This is a genomic window from Fibrisoma limi BUZ 3, from assembly GCF_000296815.2.
Taxonomy (GTDB): Bacteria; Bacteroidota; Bacteroidia; order Cytophagales; family Spirosomataceae; genus Fibrisoma; species Fibrisoma limi.
In genome coordinates, this window is the sequence record NZ_CAIT01000007.1 from 203,303 (window position 1) to 224,499 (window position 21,197).

General features: G+C 53.2%; 16 protein-coding genes. 7 read left to right on the forward strand and 9 right to left on the reverse strand.

Annotated features, from left to right (window positions below):
* Positions 1-276: 276 nt before the first annotated feature.
* Both BN8_RS17135 and BN8_RS17140 read left to right on the forward strand, forming a co-directional pair.
* Positions 277-2,121 (forward strand): alkaline phosphatase, encoded by a 1,845-nt coding sequence (locus tag BN8_RS17135; RefSeq protein ID WP_009283178.1) that lies wholly within the window; start codon positions 277-279, stop codon positions 2,119-2,121.
* 26 nt (positions 2,122-2,147) lie between these two features.
* A complete protein-coding gene (locus BN8_RS17140; protein WP_009283179.1) occupies positions 2,148-3,530 on the forward strand; it encodes a purple acid phosphatase family protein in 1,383 nt (460 codons plus the stop codon).
* Positions 3,531-3,633: 103 nt separating this feature from the next.
* Here the strand turns inward: BN8_RS17140 and BN8_RS17145 are convergent, their stop codons facing one another.
* Together BN8_RS17145 and BN8_RS17150 are read right to left on the reverse strand one after the other, a co-directional pair.
* On the reverse strand, positions 3,634-5,241 hold the full coding sequence (locus tag BN8_RS17145) for a calcineurin-like phosphoesterase C-terminal domain-containing protein (RefSeq protein WP_009283180.1): 1,608 nt from the start codon (positions 5,239-5,241) through the stop codon (positions 3,634-3,636).
* 73 nt (positions 5,242-5,314) lie between these two features.
* Positions 5,315-7,822 (reverse strand): phosphocholine-specific phospholipase C, encoded by a 2,508-nt coding sequence (locus BN8_RS17150; RefSeq protein ID WP_040006285.1) that lies wholly within the window; start codon positions 7,820-7,822, stop codon positions 5,315-5,317.
* A gap of 249 nt (positions 7,823-8,071) precedes the next feature.
* Between BN8_RS17150 and BN8_RS17155 the strand changes: the two genes are divergently transcribed.
* A complete protein-coding gene (locus BN8_RS17155; protein ID WP_009283182.1) occupies positions 8,072-9,058 on the forward strand; it encodes a ThuA domain-containing protein in 987 nt (328 codons plus the stop codon).
* A gap of 225 nt (positions 9,059-9,283) precedes the next feature.
* Positions 9,284-9,973, forward strand: a complete 690-nt coding sequence (locus BN8_RS17160) for a YceI family protein (protein WP_009283183.1) — start codon at positions 9,284-9,286, stop codon at positions 9,971-9,973.
* A gap of 155 nt (positions 9,974-10,128) precedes the next feature.
* Here the strand turns inward: BN8_RS17160 and BN8_RS17165 are convergent, their stop codons facing one another.
* The 5 genes from BN8_RS17165 to BN8_RS17185 all read right to left on the reverse strand — a co-directional run bounded on the left by BN8_RS17165 (position 10,129) and on the right by BN8_RS17185 (position 14,517).
* Positions 10,129-11,181: a sugar phosphate isomerase/epimerase family protein gene (locus BN8_RS17165; protein WP_040006198.1), complete on the reverse strand. Its 1,053-nt coding sequence runs from the start codon at positions 11,179-11,181 to the stop codon at positions 10,129-10,131.
* Positions 11,182-11,278: 97 nt separating this feature from the next.
* Positions 11,279-11,728, reverse strand: a complete 450-nt coding sequence (locus tag BN8_RS17170; RefSeq protein ID WP_083882516.1) for a four helix bundle protein — start codon at positions 11,726-11,728, stop codon at positions 11,279-11,281.
* Between the two features lie 18 nt (positions 11,729-11,746).
* Complete coding sequence (locus BN8_RS17175) at positions 11,747-12,892, reverse strand: Gfo/Idh/MocA family protein (protein WP_009283185.1); 1,146 nt, start codon at positions 12,890-12,892, stop codon at positions 11,747-11,749.
* Positions 12,893-12,957: 65 nt separating this feature from the next.
* Positions 12,958-13,332 (reverse strand): four helix bundle protein, encoded by a 375-nt coding sequence (locus tag BN8_RS17180; RefSeq protein ID WP_051041092.1) that lies wholly within the window; start codon positions 13,330-13,332, stop codon positions 12,958-12,960.
* Between the two features lie 51 nt (positions 13,333-13,383).
* The gene (locus BN8_RS17185) at positions 13,384-14,517 is read right to left on the reverse strand and encodes a Gfo/Idh/MocA family protein (protein WP_040006199.1); all 1,134 of its coding nucleotides are present in this window, start codon (positions 14,515-14,517) and stop codon (positions 13,384-13,386) included.
* 243 nt (positions 14,518-14,760) lie between these two features.
* On the opposite strand from BN8_RS17185, the gene BN8_RS17190 reads away from it, so the two are divergent.
* The 3 genes from BN8_RS17190 (at position 14,761) to BN8_RS17205 (ending at position 19,416) form a co-directional block, all read left to right on the forward strand.
* Positions 14,761-16,017 (forward strand): MFS transporter, encoded by a 1,257-nt coding sequence (locus BN8_RS17190; RefSeq protein WP_009283188.1) that lies wholly within the window; start codon positions 14,761-14,763, stop codon positions 16,015-16,017.
* A 393-nt stretch (positions 16,018-16,410) separates the two neighbouring features.
* Positions 16,411-17,952 (forward strand): serine hydrolase, encoded by a 1,542-nt coding sequence (locus BN8_RS17195; protein ID WP_009283189.1) that lies wholly within the window; start codon positions 16,411-16,413, stop codon positions 17,950-17,952.
* 867 nt (positions 17,953-18,819) lie between these two features.
* Complete coding sequence (locus BN8_RS17205) at positions 18,820-19,416, forward strand: hypothetical protein (RefSeq protein ID WP_040006201.1); 597 nt, start codon at positions 18,820-18,822, stop codon at positions 19,414-19,416.
* A 70-nt stretch (positions 19,417-19,486) separates the two neighbouring features.
* Here the strand turns inward: BN8_RS17205 and BN8_RS17210 are convergent, their stop codons facing one another.
* Both BN8_RS17210 and BN8_RS17215 read right to left on the reverse strand, forming a co-directional pair.
* Positions 19,487-19,678: a hypothetical protein gene (locus BN8_RS17210; protein WP_009283191.1), complete on the reverse strand. Its 192-nt coding sequence runs from the start codon at positions 19,676-19,678 to the stop codon at positions 19,487-19,489.
* Complete coding sequence (locus BN8_RS17215) at positions 19,675-21,129, reverse strand: pyridoxal phosphate-dependent decarboxylase family protein (protein WP_009283192.1); 1,455 nt, start codon at positions 21,127-21,129, stop codon at positions 19,675-19,677. Before BN8_RS17215 ends, BN8_RS17210 begins: the two co-directional genes overlap by 4 nt.
* Positions 21,130-21,197 lie beyond the last annotated feature (68 nt).

Sequence of the window (21,197 nt, forward strand, 5' to 3'; positions counted from 1 at the left end):
AAGTATAATCGATTATACTAGCCTATACGATTTCGCTCAAATTATTAACAGCTTCATCTAAAACGGCTTTTTAGTTGGTCTCAGGTTTAGCTTCCTACCAGACGTCTTCCCAGTTATATCAGCCCCGTTTCAACATTACCAATCTATTAAGAGTGGCTCTGCGCCGTTCATGAAGGGTGGCTCCTGTCTACTTTTGCGCTTCAAAACGACTTTTCAAGTCAGACGAGCCACTTAACGGAAGGTACATTTCCTATCAGTCTGGCGTTTATAATCACCATGAACAAACACGTTTTGTTAGTTCTGCTCTTGTGGCTGAGCCTGGCTGCGGGGGCCAGTGCCCAGCCTGCAGGAACCTACTCCCCTGCTCAGGCGCATTCGCACAACGATTACGAGCAGACCATTCCGTTCTGGCAGGCATACGACCAACAGTTTGGTTCGATTGAAGCCGACATCTACGCCCGTGATGGCCAGCTCTACGTAGCCCATGCTCCGGCCGACATTAAGCCGACCCGATCGTTAGAAGCGCTGTACATCAACCCGATCGTTGAAAAAGTACGGGCGAACAAGGGCAAGGTGTACGCCGATGCTACGTATGGATTACAGTGGCTGATCGACCTGAAAACACCGGCTCCCGTATCGTTGCCGCTCCTGGTACGTTCGCTCAGCGCCTATCCCGACGTATTTGGGCAGAATGGCCCGGTTAAGGTGGTCGTGAGTGGCAATGTGCCTAAACCCGATCAGTTCGCCGATTACCCCGACTGGATACAGTTCGACGGGCGGCCGGACGTTGTCTACACGCCCGAACAACTGGCGCATGTCGGCCTGATCAGCCAGGATTTTAAGAAATACACGCGCTGGAATGGAAAAGGGTTGATCGTCAAAAAAGAGCGCGATAAAATTCAGCAGGTAATCCAGCAGGTTCACCAGCAAGGCAAAAAGATTCGGTTCTGGGCTACGCCCGACAACGTGAATACCTGGAAAGCCCTGATGAATCTGGGCGCCGACTACATCAACACCGATCAGATTGCGGGGCTTGGGCAGTTTCTACAGCAACGCCAGACGGCTGAGTACCTGAACCCGACACCCCACACACTCTACCATCCGACCTACCGTAACAACGACAGCCGCAGTCGCGTCCGGAACGTGATTCTGCTGATCGGCGATGGTATGGGACTGGCTCAGATTTACGCCGGGCTGACCGCTAACCGGGGCGATCTGAACCTGGCTAAACTCCTGAACATCGGGTTCTCAAAAACCAGCGCGGCCGATACGTACATTACCGATTCGGCGGCCGGAGCAACGGCGATGGCAACGGGGCAAAAAACAAACAACCGCGCCATTGGAGTCGATTCAGCGGGTAGATCCGTGTCGGCGATTCCGACGCTGATCAAGAAATGGAATATGGTTAGCGGGTTAATTTCGGCGGGGGCCATCACCGACGCTACGCCGGCCGCTTTTTACGCCCACGAGCCCGATCGTATGTTTGAGCGGGAGATCGCCCATGATTTTCTGCGTGAGCCGGTCGACATCCTCATCGGGGGTGGGTATCGGTATTTCAACGAGGAAAAAGTGCTGGATACCCTTCGGCAGCGTGGGTATCAGATCGGCACTACGTTCGACCAATTAACGAGCCTGAAGCGTCCGTTCATACTCCTCGACGATCAGTCGGTCGTTGCCATGAACAAGGGCCGGAAAGACTTCCTGCAGAAAAGCCTGCAAAAAACGCTGGACGAGCTAAAAGCCAACAAATCGGGCTTTTTTGTGATGGCCGAGGGCGCGCAGATTGACTACGGCGGCCATGCAAACGATGTGCGCTACGTGGTGCAGGAGATGCTGGACTTCGACCAGACCATTGGCGATGCCATTCGGTTTGCCGACTCGAACGGTGAAACGCTGGTCATCATCACGGCCGACCACGAAACGGGTGGACTAAGTCTACTGGATGGCGATCTGAAGCGGGGGTACGTCGATGGGCACTTCAGCACCAACGACCACTCGGGTATTATGGTGCCTGTGTTTGCCTACGGGCCACATTCCCTGGATTTTCGCGGGGTCTACGAAAACACCGAAATTCAGCGTAAAATCATGGCTATTTTGCAGCAGTACCACAAGGAAAACTAACCCTGAACCAGAATAACCCTCTCACTATGAAACCTTTCGGTTTATCTATACTCTTCGCGTTGGGTCTGCTTTCGGCTCAGGCCCAGACCCACAAAGACTATCCGCCATCGCTGTATCCGGATCGGGTCATCCTGGGCTGGCAGGGCAATCCGGCTACGTCCCAATCAGTCAACTGGCGCACCGATTCGACCGTCAGCAACGCGGTCGGCGCCATAACGGAGGCCGACCCTTCGCCCGATCTGGCCGGTAAAGCCATGGTCGTTCCTGCCACAACCGAACGCGTTGTGATCGACGGCAAGACAGTACTCTATCATTCGGTACATTTCACTAACCTGAAACCCGCTACACAGTACAACTACCGCGTCGGCGACGGAGAACACTGGACGGAATGGTTTCAGTTTAAGACAGCGCAGGATAAACCCGCACCCTTCTCATTTCTGTACTTCGGCGATGCGCAGAATGACATCCGGTCGCTTTGGTCGCGGGCCATTCGGGGCGCTTATTCCAAACTGCCGACCGCGAGCCTGATGATCCATGCGGGCGATCTGATCAATACGTCAAACACCGACTGGCAGTGGGGAGAATGGTTTGAAGCGGGCGGCTGGCTCAACGGCATGGTGCCGACCCTGGCTACGCCCGGCAACCACGAATACTACCGTAATGAGCAGGGCAAGCCGAGCGTATCGAAGCACTGGCGACCTTCGTTTGTGCTGCCCACCAACGGACCTGCCGGATTTGAAGAAACGGCTTACTACGTCGACTATCAGGGAACGCGCTTTATTTCCCTGAACTCCCAACTCGCTATTGTTGATTCGTCGGCGATGACAACCCAGGTCAATTGGCTCGTCCAGGTGCTAAAAAATAACCCTAATCGCTGGACCATTGTCACGCACCACCACCCCATCTATTCCACGGCCAAAGGGCGCGACAATACCAGGTGGCGGGAGCGAATGGAGCCGATCTACAAGCAGTATAAGGTGGATCTGGTGCTGCAGGGCCACGACCACACCTACGGCCGGGGGCTGAACATGCCGCTGGGCAAAAGCCGCAAACATCCCGATGGACCTATCTACGTCGTCTCGGTGAGCGGCCCGAAGATGTACGACATCGGCTTGCAGGACTGGATGGATCGGGCGGCTTCAAACACGCAGTTGTACCAGACCATTTCGATCAACGGCGACAAACTGACGTACCAGTCGTACACCGTAACAGGCGAACCCTACGATTCATTTGAAATCGCCAAGAACAGCAAAGGGCAGAACACGCTCACTGACCAGTCGCCGGTGCTGCCTCCTGAGCGGCTCGAACTGCCCGCCGAGTATCAGAAACGATACAAGCCTGAGCAACTGGAGGAGTATCGAAACCGGTTTCAGGAGTATAAAGCCCGTAAACAAGCTCAGAAAAAGTAGAGATAGAAATAGGCGGCCGGAGGTGGCGTGGTTGACGTGGTGTCAGGTTCCGAATCTGATACCACGTCAACCACGCCACCTCCGGCCATCAATTTTACCAAAGTTATTTAGCTGCCGTCGGGGACGGGTCCGCTACAACCCGGAACGACGTATTGGCCGTGAACGTCCGACCGTAGACATCCAGCGCCTGCACCTCAATCGTATGTTCACCAACGGCCAGTTTGCCTCCCAGACGGGCTTTCCACAGGTGCGTAGATGGTACCGGATTGGAAGGCCGCGTACCGACTAGCGGTTTTTCGGCCGTATCCCAATGGTAGCGTACACCACTCATAACCGGATCGGGCTCCTCAGCATGCTGCATTGACCGCCAGTTGCCGCCGTCAATACGGTACTGCAACGAGTCGCGCTCACTCCCCTGAAAGAAGTTAGCGTACACATCGTAGCGTCCGTTTTGTCCTTCAGTAACCACTTTAGGAACGTACAAGCCAATCTTGTGGCTCTCCGGCTGACCCGCTATCCGGTAGTCAAAAGAGTAGCGGTTCCCCTCGAACGTAAGGAAGCAATACCCTTTGGGCGTGCCGTCCCGCATGGTCGACACCGGTACGCCCTGCTGGTTCATCTCCCCGGAATACCAGTCGCCGGAGGTTGTACCGACATTGTATTCGTGGTGGGGTGTGGGCCGATCAAAGCCGTCTCTGGCACCGTGGAAGTAGTGCTGCTGTACGTGCGTATGCGCCGAGAGCGACAGTGTATTCGGGAACGACTTCAACGTAGCAAACAGGCGCTGCCGGTCGGCACTGCGGAACGATTCGCTGTCGCCTTCACTGAAAAGCGGAATGTGGTGACAAAGCACAATCAGGTAATCTTTTGGTACGTATTTCAGGTCGTTCTCCACAAAAGTCAGTTGGTCGGAGCGCAGGCCGCCCTGATAACCGGCACCGTCGCGGGGGTCGGGATACAGGATATCATCCAGCACGATGAAATGCACTTTACCCTGATTGAAGGCGTAGTTGTTCGGGCCGTACATGGCTTCGAAACTCTCGTCGGATAACGTATCGGCTTTCACATCGTAGTTCATGTCGTGGTTGCCGATTACCTGAAACCAGGGCAGGGCTAACCGCCGGATAGCGCCGTTATAGGCCGGGTACAGCGTTGGATTATCGCCTACCTGATCGCCCAGACTGATGCCGAACTGGAAAGGCTTGGTTTTACCTTGCAGCTCGTCAATAATACCGCGCTCAAAAAATTCAACCTGCTGATTCGTGTACACCTGCGGATCACCAAACACCAGAACCTGGTAGTTGTCCGACTCTTCAGCCTTACGCAGTGCAAAATCCACCGATTTAGGCAACTGGCCTGTTGGTGCCACACCCGCATACTTCAGCGAGGGCGAACCGGCGGGTTTATGGCGGCAGTAGAACTGAGGCAAATTCTGGTCATTCGTTGGCAGCTTATACCCCGTCGGCTTGATAACAAACAGAATATCATCGCCGTCGACGGGCAACTGGTACCGGCCGTTCTGATCGGTGAGCGTAACATCATGGCCGTTCGAAACAGCGACATTAACGACGCCCGGTTCGGTTTTCTCTTTCTTACCGTTACCATTCCGATCTTCATACACCAGCCCGGTGGCGGTTTGTTGAGCCCATGCGGATACATTACCGGCGAGGACTGCCGCCAGCGCCACGCCACACATTACTGTAAACTTCATACGTTGTTATTACTTGATAAATAAAAAATTGCGACTGTAGTCCGGGCTGAGCAATATACCCGAGGTCGTGATGTTACCGGCTGGCCAGCGTATCGACCCGCCCCATCAAGGGGTCGGTGAATCCGTCTTCTCCCGTTTCAACGCGCCCGGCGTACCGCTGCTCAAATGCGTCAAAACTGGCGACCTTCACGCTGAAGTCGTACCAATGGTGGCTACTCGCCAGCGGCAGGACAATCGACCGCTGAGAGTCCCGAATGAGCTGAATCGTCTGCGGGCTGGCTCCGTAGGCATTGTCGATCAACTGAACGGCGTAGCTGTACACCGGGTCGGTATTGTGCAGCGTCACGACGACGTTGCCGGTAACCCTGTCTTTTGTGTCCAGTTCATAGAGACAACCCACTTTAACCGGGGGGGTGGCCCGGCTGCCTTTAAACTCCCGGTAGAAGCCGTTCGGCCCCTGCACACACAGGTGAAAAGGACCATCCAGCGGCCAGGAATCGGTCAACGTATCGCCGGGAGCCACCGTGTATGACCGAAACTGCATGGTCGTACCGCCCCGTTCGCAGACCTGAAACGGCGCCCCGGCCGACCGCTTGCCAAACTGTTTGCTACCCGCCGATAGCGTCAGGATAAACTGACCGTTCTTCGTTTGCCCATCGGCGTAGAGTTCGTACGGCAGCGCGCTGGACGGCCGCACGCCCGTTTCCTGCTTAGGCAGCAGTGCGGCCGTCGTCGGGTTGGTGATGCTCTGGCGAATATCCGCTTCGGTCAGTTTCTGAAAATTTGTCGGTACGTCTTTGAACTGCGCCTTGTGAATACCTTCGATAAACGGCTCTTTAGCCACAAATGCGGGCAGTTTGATCTTTTCCCCTGTATAGGGCCGGAACGCCGACGACAAATCCCCGCAGACAGTACGTCGCCAGGTACTGATATTCGACTCCTTAATTGGCCGACCCGTTTTATGGCTGATCAGGTTTTCGATCAACCGCAACGTAGAGGTGTGATCAAACACTTCTGAACACACGTAGCCACCCCGGCTCCAGGGCGATACGATCACCAGCGGCACCCGGTAGCCTAACCCAATCGGGCCGGTCCGGCCAGCACCCGACCGTTTGGCTTCCTGTTCGGGGGTCACAAACTCCAGCCGCGTATCGATGCCCTTACTACTCCGACCTGTTTCGGGCTGATCGGGATGGGCAGGCACAAAGGGAGGTATATGATCGAAATACCCGTCATTTTCGTCGTAGGCCAGAATGAAAATCGTCTTTTGCCAGACCTCCGGCTTCTGGGTCAGGATGTCCAGCATTTCGGACAGGTACCAGGCACCATACCAGGGCGCCGACGGGTGGTCGGAGAAGTTCTCGGGAGCTACCACCCACGATACCGCAGGCAGCTTATTGGTCGTTACGTCCTGCCGGAACTGGTGCAGCACGTCTCCCTTCGGGATATTTACTTTGCGTTCAGTGTCGCCGTCCCGGTACGTTAGCGTCGTCAGGCTGCGGTAATCCGGATCGCCCGTGTTGGTGGTAAATGCCCGCCGACACAGCTCCTGTTCGCGCTCCGGAAGCTGACTGAACTTTTCGGGTGAATAGGTAACCAGGTCCTGCTGGACGGTCTGCTGCCACGCCCGTTGCCGGTCCAGGTTCTTCCTGACCGCCGAATAGGACGAATCCGTTTCAGCCAATTCGCCCAGTCTGGTCTCCAGCGCCCGCAGGCGTTCGGGCAGGGCTTTTTCTTCCTGCTGTAGATAGCGGTAGTACGCCGGGTGGAACCGCACGCGGTACTGCGTAAACCACTCGATGGGGTTGTCGGTGAAATTGCTCAGCCAGCCATCTTCTTCGCCGGTTAAGCCCGTGGGCAGGCTGATCTCATTCTGGTAGATTTTCCAGGAAACCCCCGCATCCTGCAGGCGTTCGGGAAACGTCACCCAGCTTACTTCGGCTCCGTAATCTACGTTTTCGTTCCGCACGTTGGCAATAGCACCCGGATCGCGCGGGTCGCGGGCCGTGCCCGTCCAGAAGTACAGGCGGTTCGGTGTTGTACCGGTAAGCGACGAACAGAAGTTCTGATCACAGACGGTGAACGCATCGGCCAGGGCGTAGTAGAACGGCAAATCCTGCCGGTTGTAGTAACCCAGCGTCAGGGGCATATCGGCGTATGCTTTACGACCCGATCGCTTGGCATCGAGCCATTTGTCGTACCGCCCCCCGTTACGGGCATCGACCTGATCGGTCCAGGAGTGCGGCAATGAACTCATCCAGGTGGCTTTAGTGTCGTGGATGTTGAGCCGGAAAGGTGCGTAGGTCTCCCCTTTTGCGTTCGTCTGAAGCCATACCGGATGGTTGCTGGGCAACGAAAACGAGCGGGGATCGTTGAAACCACGCACGCCCTGCAGCGAGCCGTAGAGGTGATCAAACGAGCGATTCTCCTGCATCAGAATCACTACGTGCTCGGCATCCAGATACGTTGTTCCGGGCTGAGGGTCGATAGTAAACGCTTTCTGAATCGATTCAGGCCAACTGCTCAGCCCGCTCGTGGCCAGCAAAGTTGCTTTTTTAAGGAACTCCCGTCTTGAATCCATCATCGTTACGCCGAAGGCTGGTAGCTTTTGATGACCCTAAAAGTACGGAATGCGGCCTATAAGCGGCTGCGGATTGTGTTATGATTACGTTATGTTCCAGCAAGAGGCAGTCGGTGGATTGCCCGAACGCGTACTTACGAAGCCGGATGAGACAAATGAATTCCCAGGTACTGACACTTCCGTTTTTCATCCGTTCTGCCCACCTTTACAAACAAGAGTACATCCCTTAACCAATCCTTACCCTCTGCTATGAACGTACGATACGTCTGCCTGCTGCTGTTACTGGTCGGCCTATACTTCCCGAGTGTCGCGGCAACCATCAACGAAAAGCCAAAAAAGGGGCTGAAAGTCCTCATCATCGACGGTCAGAATAACCACGTGCAGTGGCCCAAGATCACCTACATGATGAAGCAGTACCTGGAAGAGACCGGCAAATTCACCGTCGACGTTAGCCGGACGTACTACACCTGGAACGGTGATGATCTGGTGCAGCAATACCAGGTTCCGGGCGTCGGCAAATCCGTGCCGCTGCCAAAACCCCGCATGGACTCGGCTTATCACCCCGATTTTTCGAAGTACGACGTAGTGATCTGTAATTTCGGGTGGAACGCGGCCCCCTGGTCGGATGCTACGCAGGCCGACTTTGAGCAGTACATCAAAAAAGGCGGTGGTCTGGTTGTTGTCCACGCGGCCAACAACTCGTTTCCCAACTGGCCGGCTTATAACCGGATGATTGGGCTGGGTGGCTGGGGCGACCGCAGTGAAAAAGACGGCCCCTACGTCTACTACGATCAGAACGGCAAACTCGTACGGGATACCAAACCCGGTAACGCAGGCTCTCACGGCGCACAGACCGAATTCATGATCACCGTTCGTAATTCAAAACACCCCATCATGAAAGGCATACCCGAACGATGGCTGCACGCAAAAGACGAACTGTATGACCGGCTTCGCGGCCCGGCCGAAAACATGGACGTACTGGCAACGGCTTTTTCGCCCAAATCCAACCGGGGTACCGACCAGAACGAACCCATGCTGATGACGATCCAGTACGGCAAAGGCCGGATTTTTCATACCGCCCTCGGTCATGCCGACTATTCGGTAGCCTGCGTAGGGTTCATCACCACCCTGCAACGGGGCGCACAGTGGGCCGCTACCGGCAAGGTAGATATTCCCGTTCCCGACGATTTTCCAACCGAGCAGGCAAGCCGCCAGCGATCCTTCCCTCAGAACTAGCCAGCTTTCACAAAGTCCCGTTCACAGGTGACCGGCAGAAAACCAGTGCTCTTTGTCAGTAGCTGCTTCGGGCATTTGTTCGGCCTATTCTGATTAATAACCAAAAATGATGTAGGTACATCAGTATGAAATGGCCGCTTTACAGCTTTTGGGATAAAAGCGTTAAATCACCTGCTACCGCGTTTTCACCTTAGCAATTTGTATTTCAACCAATCCATTTCTTTCATGAAAGCCAACCAATTCGTTGCCGGTCTGCTGTCCGCAGTTCTACTCGCCAGTTCTTCCCTGATGGCTCATTCGATCGTGGGTAGTGGTCCAGGCGAGACCTCCAAAAAAGTAGTCGCCAAAGCTGTAAACTATACCGTCGACACCGAGCAGAGTTCGCTGACCTGGAACGCCAAAAAAGTAGGTGGTGAGCATACCGGAACGCTGAAGCTGGCCAAAGGGCAACTGACAGCAGAGGGCAACAAGCTGACGGCCGGTAATTTCGTGATTGACATGACGACCATCGTCGATACGGACATCACAAATCCATCCGGTAACAAACGGCTGACCGACCACCTGAAGTCAGAAGATTTCTTCTCGGTGGAAAAGAACCCAACTGCTACGTTCAAGATTACGAAAGTAGCCCCTATTGCCAGCGCGAAAGCAGGCGAACCCAATCATACCGTAACGGGCGACCTGAGCATCAAAGGGACAACCAAATCGATTTCCTTCCCGGCCGTGGTCAACGTATCAGGCAGCCGGGTTGAAGCTACGGGTATGGCCACCATAAACCGGATCGATTACGACATCAAATACCGGGCGGCCATCATCGGCACCGCAGCCGATAAAATCATCGACGATACGTTTACACTGAACATCAAGCTGGTTGCGAATAAAGGCGACAAGCTGACGGCCGAAAAAACGAAGTAACCTCTCCAGATCGATCAAGGGCGGTGGTAGTGCTGTGGTGTCAGATGCAAGAACCTGACACCACAGCACTACCACCGCCCTTGCATTTATCGTGGCTGCACAAATAAAAAGTGTCGGGTTTGTGAACCCAACACTTCGCACTTGAAAATCATAGTTTATAAACCCAGCACCCGCTTGTTGAAGGCTTCATCAGCGCCCGTTCCGGCGAAGTCGTCGAACGCCCGCTCAGTGACACGGATGATGTGATCGGCAATGAACGGCGCTCCTTCGGCGGCTCCCTGCTCGGGGTGCTTCAGGGCACACTCCCACTCCAATACGGCCCAGCGGTCATAATCGTACTGAGCCAGTTTGGAGAAGATACCCGAGAAATCAACCTGACCGTCGCCCAGTGAGCGGAAGCGGCCGGCCCGCTCAACCCAGCCCTGATAACCACCGTACACGCCCTGCTTACCCGTTGGGTTAAACTCGGCATCTTTAACGTGGTAGGCGAAAATACGCTCGTGGTAGAAATCAATGAACTGCAGGTAGTCAAGCTGTTGCAGTACGAAGTGGCTCGGGTCGTAGTTGATACCCACCCGTGGGTGATTGTTGGTATGCTCCAGGAACATCTCAAACGTGATGCCGTCGTGCAGATCTTCGCCGGGGTGCAGTTCATACGCTACGTCAACGCCAGCCTCCTCGTAGGCGTTCAGAATCGGCATCCAGCGCTCAGCCAGCTCCTTGAACCCGGTTTCGACCAGGCCCGCCGGACGTTGCGGCCACGGGTAGATAAACGGCCACAGCAACGCCCCTGAGAACGTAGGACTGGCCTTCAAGCCAAGGTTTTTGCTGGCTTTGGCCGTCATGATTAACTGATCAGTTGCCCAGGCCTGCTGCTCCTTCGGCTTACCGGCCAGTTCAGCCGGGCCAAATCCGTCGAACATGGGGCCATACGCCGGGTGAACAGCTACCAGTTGGCCTTGCAGGTGCGTTGCCAGTTCCGTGACCTCTACGCCGATTTCGGCCAGCTTGCCTTTGTAGTCATCGCAGTACGACTGGCTTTCGGCAGCCTGTTTGAGGTCAATCATACGGGGGTCCCAGGTCGGCACCTGGATGCCTTTGTACCCCAGATCAGCCATGTATCTGGCAATGGATTCAAGGCTGTTAAACGGCTCCTGATCGCCCAAAAATTGAGCCAGAAAAATAGCTGGGCCTTTCATTGTTTTCATGTGGTTTGGGAAAGAGCGAAAGAGTGAATGAGAGAAAGAGTGATCAGCGGATTCGACTTTTTCGCTCATTCACTCTTTCCTTCATTCGCTCTTTATTTCAGTCGCTCACTGTTTTGCGTGATTTTGATAGAATTTTCAGTAACTGATAGCCTTCATCGATTAGATCTGATAAGCGATGCTCGGGCATAAGATCAGTAAAAACAAGCGTTTCGAGCCAAAATAACGACTCGTCAAGCTCTTCAATCGTGACGCTCAACTTTGCAAAATATTCTTTCTGGCTTCTCCCTCGACTAACGGCCCGGAAATTGGCAGCCGCTGAGGAAGATGAGCGAATGAGCTGTTGACCAAAATGTTTCGCATCATACGAGTCAGGCAGCGTGCGACAAACTTTCACACATCGAAGCATAAACAGTTTCAAGCGACGTTCAACATCGTCTAGAAACTGACTCTTCGTGTGATTCGAGTAGTCGGCGGGCGGTTCGCCAACATCTCCGTCGTCCCAACCGTTCGCCCGATCTCCCATGATCTCATTCGCTCTTTCGCTCATTCACTCTTTCCTTTTATCTTACACCTCCACCCAGGCCTGCTTCCGGTTGCTTTCCAGAATCCGCTCGCAGATGAGCAGTTCGCGGTAGCCGTCAGCAAAGGTCGGGAAAGTCGGGTTTTCAGGCTGTTTACCGGCTTCGATGGCCGCATACACTTCCTTGAACATCTGCTTCGACGTATCCGGGAAGCCTTCGTTGTGGCCACCGGGGAAGCTGATCACCGACCGAACGTCCGGATGCACCAGCGCCGGGTCACGCATCAGCGTCTCGTTGTAGCCGTCGCGGTTACCGATCCACATCTCGTTTGGCGCTTCCGAATTCCAGGCAAACGTTTTCTTCGACCCGGCAATTTCGAGCTTCAACTGGTTCTTGCGGCCCGCCGATACCTGCGACACCGTAATAACCCCCCGGTTACCATTGTCAAAACGCAGCAGTACGTTGGCGTGGTCTTCGGTGTTGATCGCTACGTCGGCGTAATCCTCCGGTTGCAGCATCTTGCCCGAGTAGGTCTCCACCGGTTTCAGCGGCTTCTTCCGGGTTTTATGGATGGTGTTGAAATCGGCCAGAACCGCCGTTGTCTTCAGGCCGGTGATGTACTCGATGATGTCCATCAGGTGCGAACCAATGTCAGCAATCGCCCGCGAGTCGCCCGATTTGTCCGGCTCCAGACGCCAGTTGTAGTCCGTTTCGTAGAACAGCCAGTCCTGGAGGTAGGAACCAATAATGCTGTACACATCGCCCAGCTCGCCCTGCTCGCGCATGGCTTTCATCTGCCGGGCCAGTGGGTAGTAGCGCAGGTTGAAGTGTACGGCGTTGACAAGCCCGGTTTCTTTGGCCAGTTGTACCAGTTCTTCAGCTTCGTGCAAATCCTTCGCCAGCGGCTTTTCGCAGATGACGTGCTTACCAGCCAGCAACGCAGCCTTCGACTGCTGGTAGTGCAGGAAATTGGGTGTGCAAACGTGAATCGACTGAATGTCGTCCTGCTTAAGTAATTCATCAAACGTGTAAGCCCGGGCGATCCCGAGCTGATCGGCTTTTTGCTGAGCCAGTTCCTGGTTTACTTCGCAGAGGGCGGCCACTTCAACATTAGGCAAGCGACGGAGGGCTTCGATGTGTGCGGGGCCAATGAATCCGGTGCCAACAACACCAACTTTGATTTTTTGCATGAAATAATTAGTGAATTAGTGAAAGAGCGAATTAGTGAATGTTTACCGGGCCACCGAAGCAGCGCCTATTTTGTATTACTCCGTGATTTTGACAGAATTTTCAGCAATTGCTGACCCTCATCCAAGAGATCAGACAAACGATCAGCCGCTATAATGTCAGTGAAGACCAACATTTCCAGCCAGAAAACAGATTCATCGAGTTCCTCTACAGTTATGCTTAACTTAGCAAAAAACTCATTCTGACTACGCGAGCGACGAACAGCCCGATAATTACTGGCTACAGAAGAAGATGAGCGAACAAGCTGCTTACCAAAGTGCTGGGCTTCGTATGAGTCGGGCAGTTTCCTAAAAACCTGGATGCATCTCAGCAAAAACTGCTTCAAGCGCCTTTCCATGCTTTCGGCAAATTCAGCTTTTTCTTCAGGGGTATGATACATCATTCTGACAAACTAAAACCAAGCATTCGCTAATTCACTCATTCGCTCATTCACTCATTGGACAAACTTCGTCCACTTCTCCGTCGACTGGTTGGAGGCAATGACGGTTTCGATGAACGCCAGGCCCCGAACGCCGTCGTACACGCTGGGGAAGTCATACACCGGATCGAGTTGCTCACCGTTCATGTGAGCTTTCACAGCGTAGGCAAAATCCCGGTAGATGTTCGCAAAGGCCTCGAAGAACCCTTCGGGGTGCCCCGACGGAAGCCGGATGTGCGCCTTAGCCGCGGGCGACATCTCACCGACATTGGGCCGGATAAGCCGGTGCCCCTCCTGCGATTTGTAATGCAACGTATTCGGCTCCATCTGGTGCCACTCCAGCCCACCCAGTTCACCGTAGACAAAAATTTTCAGGGCATTTTCTTCACCATTGCTGATCTGACTGGCGTGCAGCACCCCCTTGGCTCCATTGTCGAACCGAAGCAGTACGTTGCCGTCGTCGTCGAGCAGGCGGCCGGGCACGAAGGTGGTCAGGTCGGCACACAGTTCCGTAATTTTCAAACCGGTGATATACTCCGCGAGGTTTTCGGCATGGGTACCGATGTCGCCCATGCAACCAGCCGCCCCCGAACGGGCCGGGTCTGTCCGCCAGATAGCCTGCTTGTAATCATTCCCTTCCTCATATTTCGACAGCCAGCCCTGCGGATACTCGACAACGACTTTGCGAATCTGGCCAAGCTTGCCGCTGCGAACGATTTCGCGGGCTTCCTTGACCATCGGATAGCCGGTGTAGTTATGCGTCAGGGCAAACACCAGCCCTGATTTTTCGACAATCTGCGCCAGCTCCTTTGCCTCCTGCAAGTTCAGCGTCATGGGCTTGTCGCAAATGACGTGGAAACCGTTTTCGAGGGCCAGTTTAGCTGGCGGGAAGTGCAGGTGATTCGGCGTAACGATAGAGATAAAATCCATCCGCTCCCCTTCAGGCAGTTCCTTTTCGCGCTGAATCATTTCCTCGAACGAATCGTAAATGCGGTCGTCGGGCAGGTAAAGTGATTGACCGGTACGTTTCGATTTTTCGGGCGATGCGCTGAATGACCCGCAAACCAGTTCGATTTCGTGATCAAATACGGCCGCGCGCCGGTGAACAGCCCCAATGAACGCGTCGAGGCCACCCCCGACCATACCCATTCGTAATTTCCTATGCATAGGTTGTGTTGTTGATTATGAGCGGTTTAAGAAATGATAGGATGAAAGGCAGAAAAATATGCCGTAGATTCTGGCCCGATTTAGCCATTTTTTGTGGCGGGAAATTAGCGGTTTTACTTTTTTTTCGGAAATTTTGCACAGAGAGTGCCTTTTTGTTGGTAAAACTGCAACGATTGGCGCTTTACTGTTGAAACCTGTTTCATCCAAACCCCTCTTCTGCATACAATGAACCTAACCGTCAATCAAACACGGCTTTTTTACGCAAGCTGTTTCGCACTTATCACCACGGCCTTTTCGTTCAGTATCCGGGCCGGTATTCTGGCTCAGTTAGGGTCGGAGTTGAATCTGTCTGCCGAACAACTGGGCTTTATCAACTCCATGTGGTTTTTGGGTTTTCCCATTTCCATGATTATTGGGGGGTTGGTGTATTACTCCGTTGGCCCAAAGACAATCATGCAGATCGCGTTTTTGTGTCACCTGATGGGGATTCTGCTGACGATCTATGCCGGTGGTTACACAACACTGCTGATTTCAACGTTCCTGATCGGGATTGGCAACGGTTGCACGGAAGCGGCCTGTAACCCCATGATTGCCGACATGTACTCGGGCATCACCATGAACAAGATGCTCAACCGATTCCACATGTGGTTCCCCGGCGGCATCGTGGTGGGTAGTTTGATCTCATTGTTCATGGGTCCTGAGAATCTGAACCTACCCTGGCAGGCACAGATCTGGGTAATTCTGATCCCGACGCTGATTTACGCATTCCTGTTCTTCGGCCAGACATTCCCCAAGGCCAAGATGGCCGATTCAACTTCGTTGGGCAGCAATTTTTGGGCGATGCTCACCCCGCTCTATATCTTCATGTTCTGCTGCATGGCCCTGACGGCTATCAGCGAATTTGGTCCGCAACAGTGGGTGGGTTTGATTATGAGTAAGTCTGGAGCCAGCCCGCTGCTGATTCTGGCCCTGGTAACGGGTTTGATGGCCGTTGGTCGCTATTTTGGTGGTCCTATCATTCACCGGCTCGACCAGACGGGCGTGTTGCTCGGCGGAGCGATTTTTGCAGCCATTGGTATTTACCTCTTCAGCAGCGTGACGGGCCCGATGGCCTACGTAGCGGCCGTTTTCTTCGCCATTGGCGTATGTTATTTCTGGCCCACGATGATTGGTTTTGTAGCCGAACGGATTCCGGCTTCGGGCGCACTTGGCATGTCGGTCATGGGCGGTGTAGGTATGTTCTCAACATCGATCTTTCAGCCGATTATCGGCGGCTGGATTGACGCTGAGCGGGTCGAAAAGCAAGCGGCTGGTCTGACAGGCGACGCATTGGAACTCGCTGCTGGTCAGGCTACGCTGGCCAAAATGGTTACGTTCCCGGGTATTCTGATCGTTGCCTTTATTGGGTTATACATCTTCATGCGCAATCGTCGGCCGGTGTACGTTGACGAGAGCAAGGTAGCGCAGCAGCCGCAATTATAATTCAGATTATAAAATCACAAAAAGCCCTGAATCACGACGGTTCAGGGCTTTTTTATGAATGACCGAAACATAGAAGCCCTGCCTACTACGTTCGTTCTGTCCACCATTCCGTGGCGAAACGCACGTGGGCGGAGTTCCAGCTACGTTGCTGAAATAACCCGTTGCACTCCGAACGGGCGTTAGTCAGTTTCCAACGCCTTCATCAGCTAAAAACTAAAAGCACAGACTTACTTCGAGCTGGCCAGCGCATCACTGAAGGCGGCTATGGTCGAGAGCCGATACATCGTTCCTGGGGCAGAACTTCACAAAAAACGCCGTGGCCGGTGATAAATAGCGCTTATTTTGGTAGCGGGTATTATCTTGTGAAGCACACATCATCTCGGTTTCCACGTCATGCGTCGCCCCATCGCTTTTCTGTTTGTTCTAGCTTGCCTGACCAGCCAGGCCTTATCTCAGTCCCAACCGGCATTTATCACCGATAGTCTCGATACGTACATCAAACGCGGCATGGCCGACTGGCAGATTCCCGGGCTGGCCATAGCCATCGTAAAAGACGGGAAAGTGGTGGTTTCCAAAGGCTACGGCGTTCGTGAAGTAGGCAAAACCGATCCGGTCGACGAAAACACGCTGTTTCTGATTGCGTCGAACACCAAGCTGTTTACAGGCACGGCGCTGGCCAAACTGGAAGACGATAAGAAGCTGTCGCTGAACGACAAGGTCACCAAGTTCTTTCCGGATTATAAACTCTACGACCCGGCCGCTACGCAACTGGTCACGGTCCGCGACCTACTGTGCCACCGGCTCGGCACCAAGACCTTTCAGGGTGATTTTACGTTCTGGGATACAAACCTGTCGCGGCAGGAAGTCATCAACCGAATGCGGCTGCTAAAGCCACCGGGACAATTTCGGCAGGATTACGGCTATTGCAACTCGGGTTTTGTGACGGCAGGCGAAATCATCCCGAAAGTGGCGGGGCAATCGTGGGAGCAATACGTCGAAAGTAACATTGTTCGGCCGCTGGGCATGACCAATACGTACATGCTGACCGCCGGTGCCGAAGGACGACCGAACATAGCCCGCCCCTACACAACCAGCTTCACCCTGGACGGAAAACTGGTCCGTCTGCCCTACGACAACGTTGACAACCTGGCCCCGGCGGGCAGCATGGTTTCCTGCGTGAACGACCTCAGCAAGTGGCTGATAATGCAGCTCGACAGCGGTCGTTTTGACGGTAAGCAGATTTTACCCTGGCGGGTTTTGCAACGTACCCGCGATGCCAATACGATCATGGGTAGCCGCAAATCGACGGTGTATCCGCGGCATTTCCAGGCATACGGGCTCGGCACGATCATGTCGGATCACAACGGTCGTCAGGTGTACGCGCACACGGGTGGGGCCTTTGGATTCGTGACCAACACTTGTTTCGTGCCCGAGGAGAAGCTGGGCATCACCATCCTGACCAACCAGGATAATCAGAACTTCTTCGAACTTCTGCGCTACATGATTATGGACGCATACCTGGGCGTTCCGTACACGGACCGTAGCCGGTTCTTACTCAATCTGATCAAACCCGACGAACAAAAGCAGGTGCAGGAACTGGAGGCTCTGGCCAATCGGGTAGCGAAGAAGAATAAACCGACTTTGCCGCTGGCTGCTTATGCCGGTACGTATCGGAATGAGTTGTACGGCTCCATCACCATCCGCCCCAACGGCGATGGCCTGAAAATAGCCTTCGAACATCACCCCAACCTGACCGCCACGCTCGATTACATGGACGGCAACGAGTTTCGAATGACCTATTCCAATCAGGCATTCGGGGTATTCCCAGCCAAATTCACGATCAATGGCAATACGGTGCAGGGGGTTGAAATCAAAGCCAGCGACTTTGTCGAATACGATCCGTATCAATTTACGAAAGTAACACGGGGACAGTAGCTTCACCCTTATTTGTAGAAGTTGGTGAGAATCTTTAAGCCCAGAAGTTACGGGGCTACCGAGCGGTGTGGATTTCAATATTATTACTTCCGCTACTATGGATAACGCTTACCATTAGCCACTTATACTACATCACAAACGGCTTTCAGTATGGATAGCAACTGGAGAGTGTACCCACCCTTGACCAAGGATCAAGGCCCTACCAATATTTTACCTGGATCGCCTATCAGACAGGATTTCAATGTGCTCAAACACACTTCTGAGTTCGAAAGTATGACTAGTCTTGAATGGACCGGCCTATCTAATCAAGAAGTGGCAAACCTAAGAAGTCTGATTGACTCTCAAGAACTAAGAGAATTACTACTATCGTATGATTACGGACTTAGTTGGGGAGCGGAAGTAAGCCTTGACTCTGCTGAAGACGCTAATGATGCAACATGCGGTTTTACGATTCATTCCAGGACAAATATACCCGCGGTCCTAATGCAGGAAATAGTAAGTTTTATCAAGGCTTACAGGATTCACTAAGAAGTATTTTTGCAGGATAAGTTCAAAGCTTACCAGGTGTCATTCATATATTTTAGCATATGACATATGATAAGTTACAAAACACAACCTTTTAAAATACAGCTTATGCAAAGGTTTAGAAAGCTGGCTTTTCTGCAATTTTTACCTTAGTCGCTTGCGAGTGCTCAGCAACTTCTAGAGCGACAGCTCCTGTTAAAGAATAGGTCATCGTATTGAGTTATTTGCATTTCGTTGCTCTTTTGTGGTGTCGGGTATTAAGCCTAACATCACAAAAAATGATACATTGAAAACTAGCCATTAGCCACTTATTAACAGTAACTGATTCTACCTTCTCAGCTTATGAAAATTTTTTTGTTCTTGTTACTGATACTTTCTGTATGTGCAAACGGGCAGTCAATATTACCCGATAAGCCAAAAAATTCTGTATCGTTTGGAGTTAATTATTTGAAATTAGATGCTCCTGATGCAACTGGTCCACATTTTCAATTTGCATATACTCGATTTATCACTGCTTATAAGCTGGCAGTGTCTATATCTTCCGGTTATTTTGAGAGCAACAATCGAATCAACATTGCAAATGATTATTATGTTAACAGCAACTTCAGAAGGCGGATAACTGGCGATTTAACGGTGGCATTTACACCAATCCGTACCGCTAAAAACCTTGTTACCATAGGTCTAGGCCCGTCCTTATGGCACAGAACCGACAAAACATATCAAAGAATTGATTACACCTTGACTCCCGATGGCGAAGTAACAAACCTCTTAGTTGATGGCAATTACGTGAAAAAGATTGATGCTGGTTTTCATGCAAAAGCGACCTATTCACACACTGTTACAAGGCGTTTAGTTGCATCAGGGCAGGTTGCCTTGACTAGGTTTAAAGAACTAAGTGTTATTCCAATGATTGGCATCAATATTGGCTACAAACTTTAATCTGTATCATTCATTATGTCAGGTTCCCAAACCTGACACAACGTTCACAAACCAACCTGTTCAATCAGGCTTATTCAGTCCGGTGCGGGTTACGTTTCAGCCAGAAATACCCACTGATCGACACGCCGAAACACGGCAGGGCAGCCAGCATTTTGAGCCAGTCAATGCGTCCAAACTGAAGGTACGTCGTGTAGGCGTGAACCAGTTGAAGAGCCCCTAAAAGGGTGATAAGACCGATTGTCAGTTTGCTTCCTCTATTCATAGCACGATAGCGTCTTTCTTGCTAAAGGCACGACCCAGCCGTTCTACTTCCGTCAGCAACGTAGCCAGATGGTCGTCGGTAGTGAGTGGATTCATGAGTGAAACGCGCAGGTACACCCGGCCCCGCAACGTTGTCTGCACAATATAAAACTGCCCGTCCCTGAGCAACTGCCGACGAATCTGGTTGTTCAAGTCATCGAGCTGGCCCGGATCGGTCAAGTCGCCAACGTAGCGAAAACACACGATGTTGGATTCCGGCTCAACGGCCAGTTCAAAACCCGCCCGCTGCTGAATCTGCCCCGCAAACCGACGAGCCAGGCCATAAAGCGTATCCACGTTTTCGGTGAAGATTTCGTCACCGTACGTCCGCAATACGGCGTACACCTTCGCGCTCATCATCAGCTTGGTACACTCGAACGCCCGCTTGCCTGAGTTGAACCAGTCCTTCGCGTTCGCATCAGCCCAGAGGTACTGCGCCTTCTGCTGGAACGTCCGGTACGAGTCGGTGTCCCGTTTGTAAAGCACTGCCGTGACCAGGGCCGGTATCATCATCATTTTGTGGAAATCAACGACCACCGAGTCGGCCCGTTCGATGCCCTGCACCAGCGGTCGATACGTATCCGACAAGGCCGCTACGCCCCCGTGTGCCCCATCGGCGTGAAACCAGATGTTGTGTTTGGTGCAAAAATCAGCGATGGCCATCAGGTTGTCGTACGAGCCGGTGGACGTAGAGCAGGCGCTACCTACTACGGCAAACACAGTCAGGCCCCGTGCTTTTGCCTGTTCCAGATACGGCTCAAGCAATTCCGTCTGCATCTGGAAGCGGTCATTCGTGGGTATCTTGATGATTCCGTCCGTTCCCAGGCCCATGATCCGGGCCGCCCGGTCCACGCAGTAATGGGCCTCGTCGGACACCATAATGGCCAGGCGGTCCGACGTACCGTTCTCCCAGACATCGGTTGGAGCCGCCACGGCCCGGGCTGTCAGCAAGGCCGTTAGGTTGGCGAGCGTTCCGCCTGACGTCAGCAGGCCACCCGCTTCGGAGCCGAGGCTTAGTCGACCGGCCAGCCAATGTGTCACAATACGTTCGAAGGCGTTGGCCGTCATGCCCATTTCGTACACGGCCATACCCTGGTTGAGCAGTCCGGTCAGCAAACCCGTCAGGGCCGCCAGCGGCAGCGGGGGTGTCACCTGGTGGCCCATGAACTTCGGGTTGTGCAGATGAATGGACCGCCCGATCATGTCGCGCAGCAACGGCAACGGGTCCGCGTTGACCGGCTTCTTAAAATCGGCCTGCCAGTACGCCAGTTGATCGTCAGGGTCGAGGTAGTTCAGAGTCGGTTGCTGACCGGTTTCGGCCTGCGCGAGGTGATCAGCCAGTACATCAACCAGCGCATGGGCTTGTGCTCGAAACGTCTCGGGCGAATAGGCGGTATGCAGTCGTTCGTTCATGACTCAAAGCAAACGAATCGTTGTGATAACCGGAAATACTTAATTTTGATGAATTGATACCAGAAACG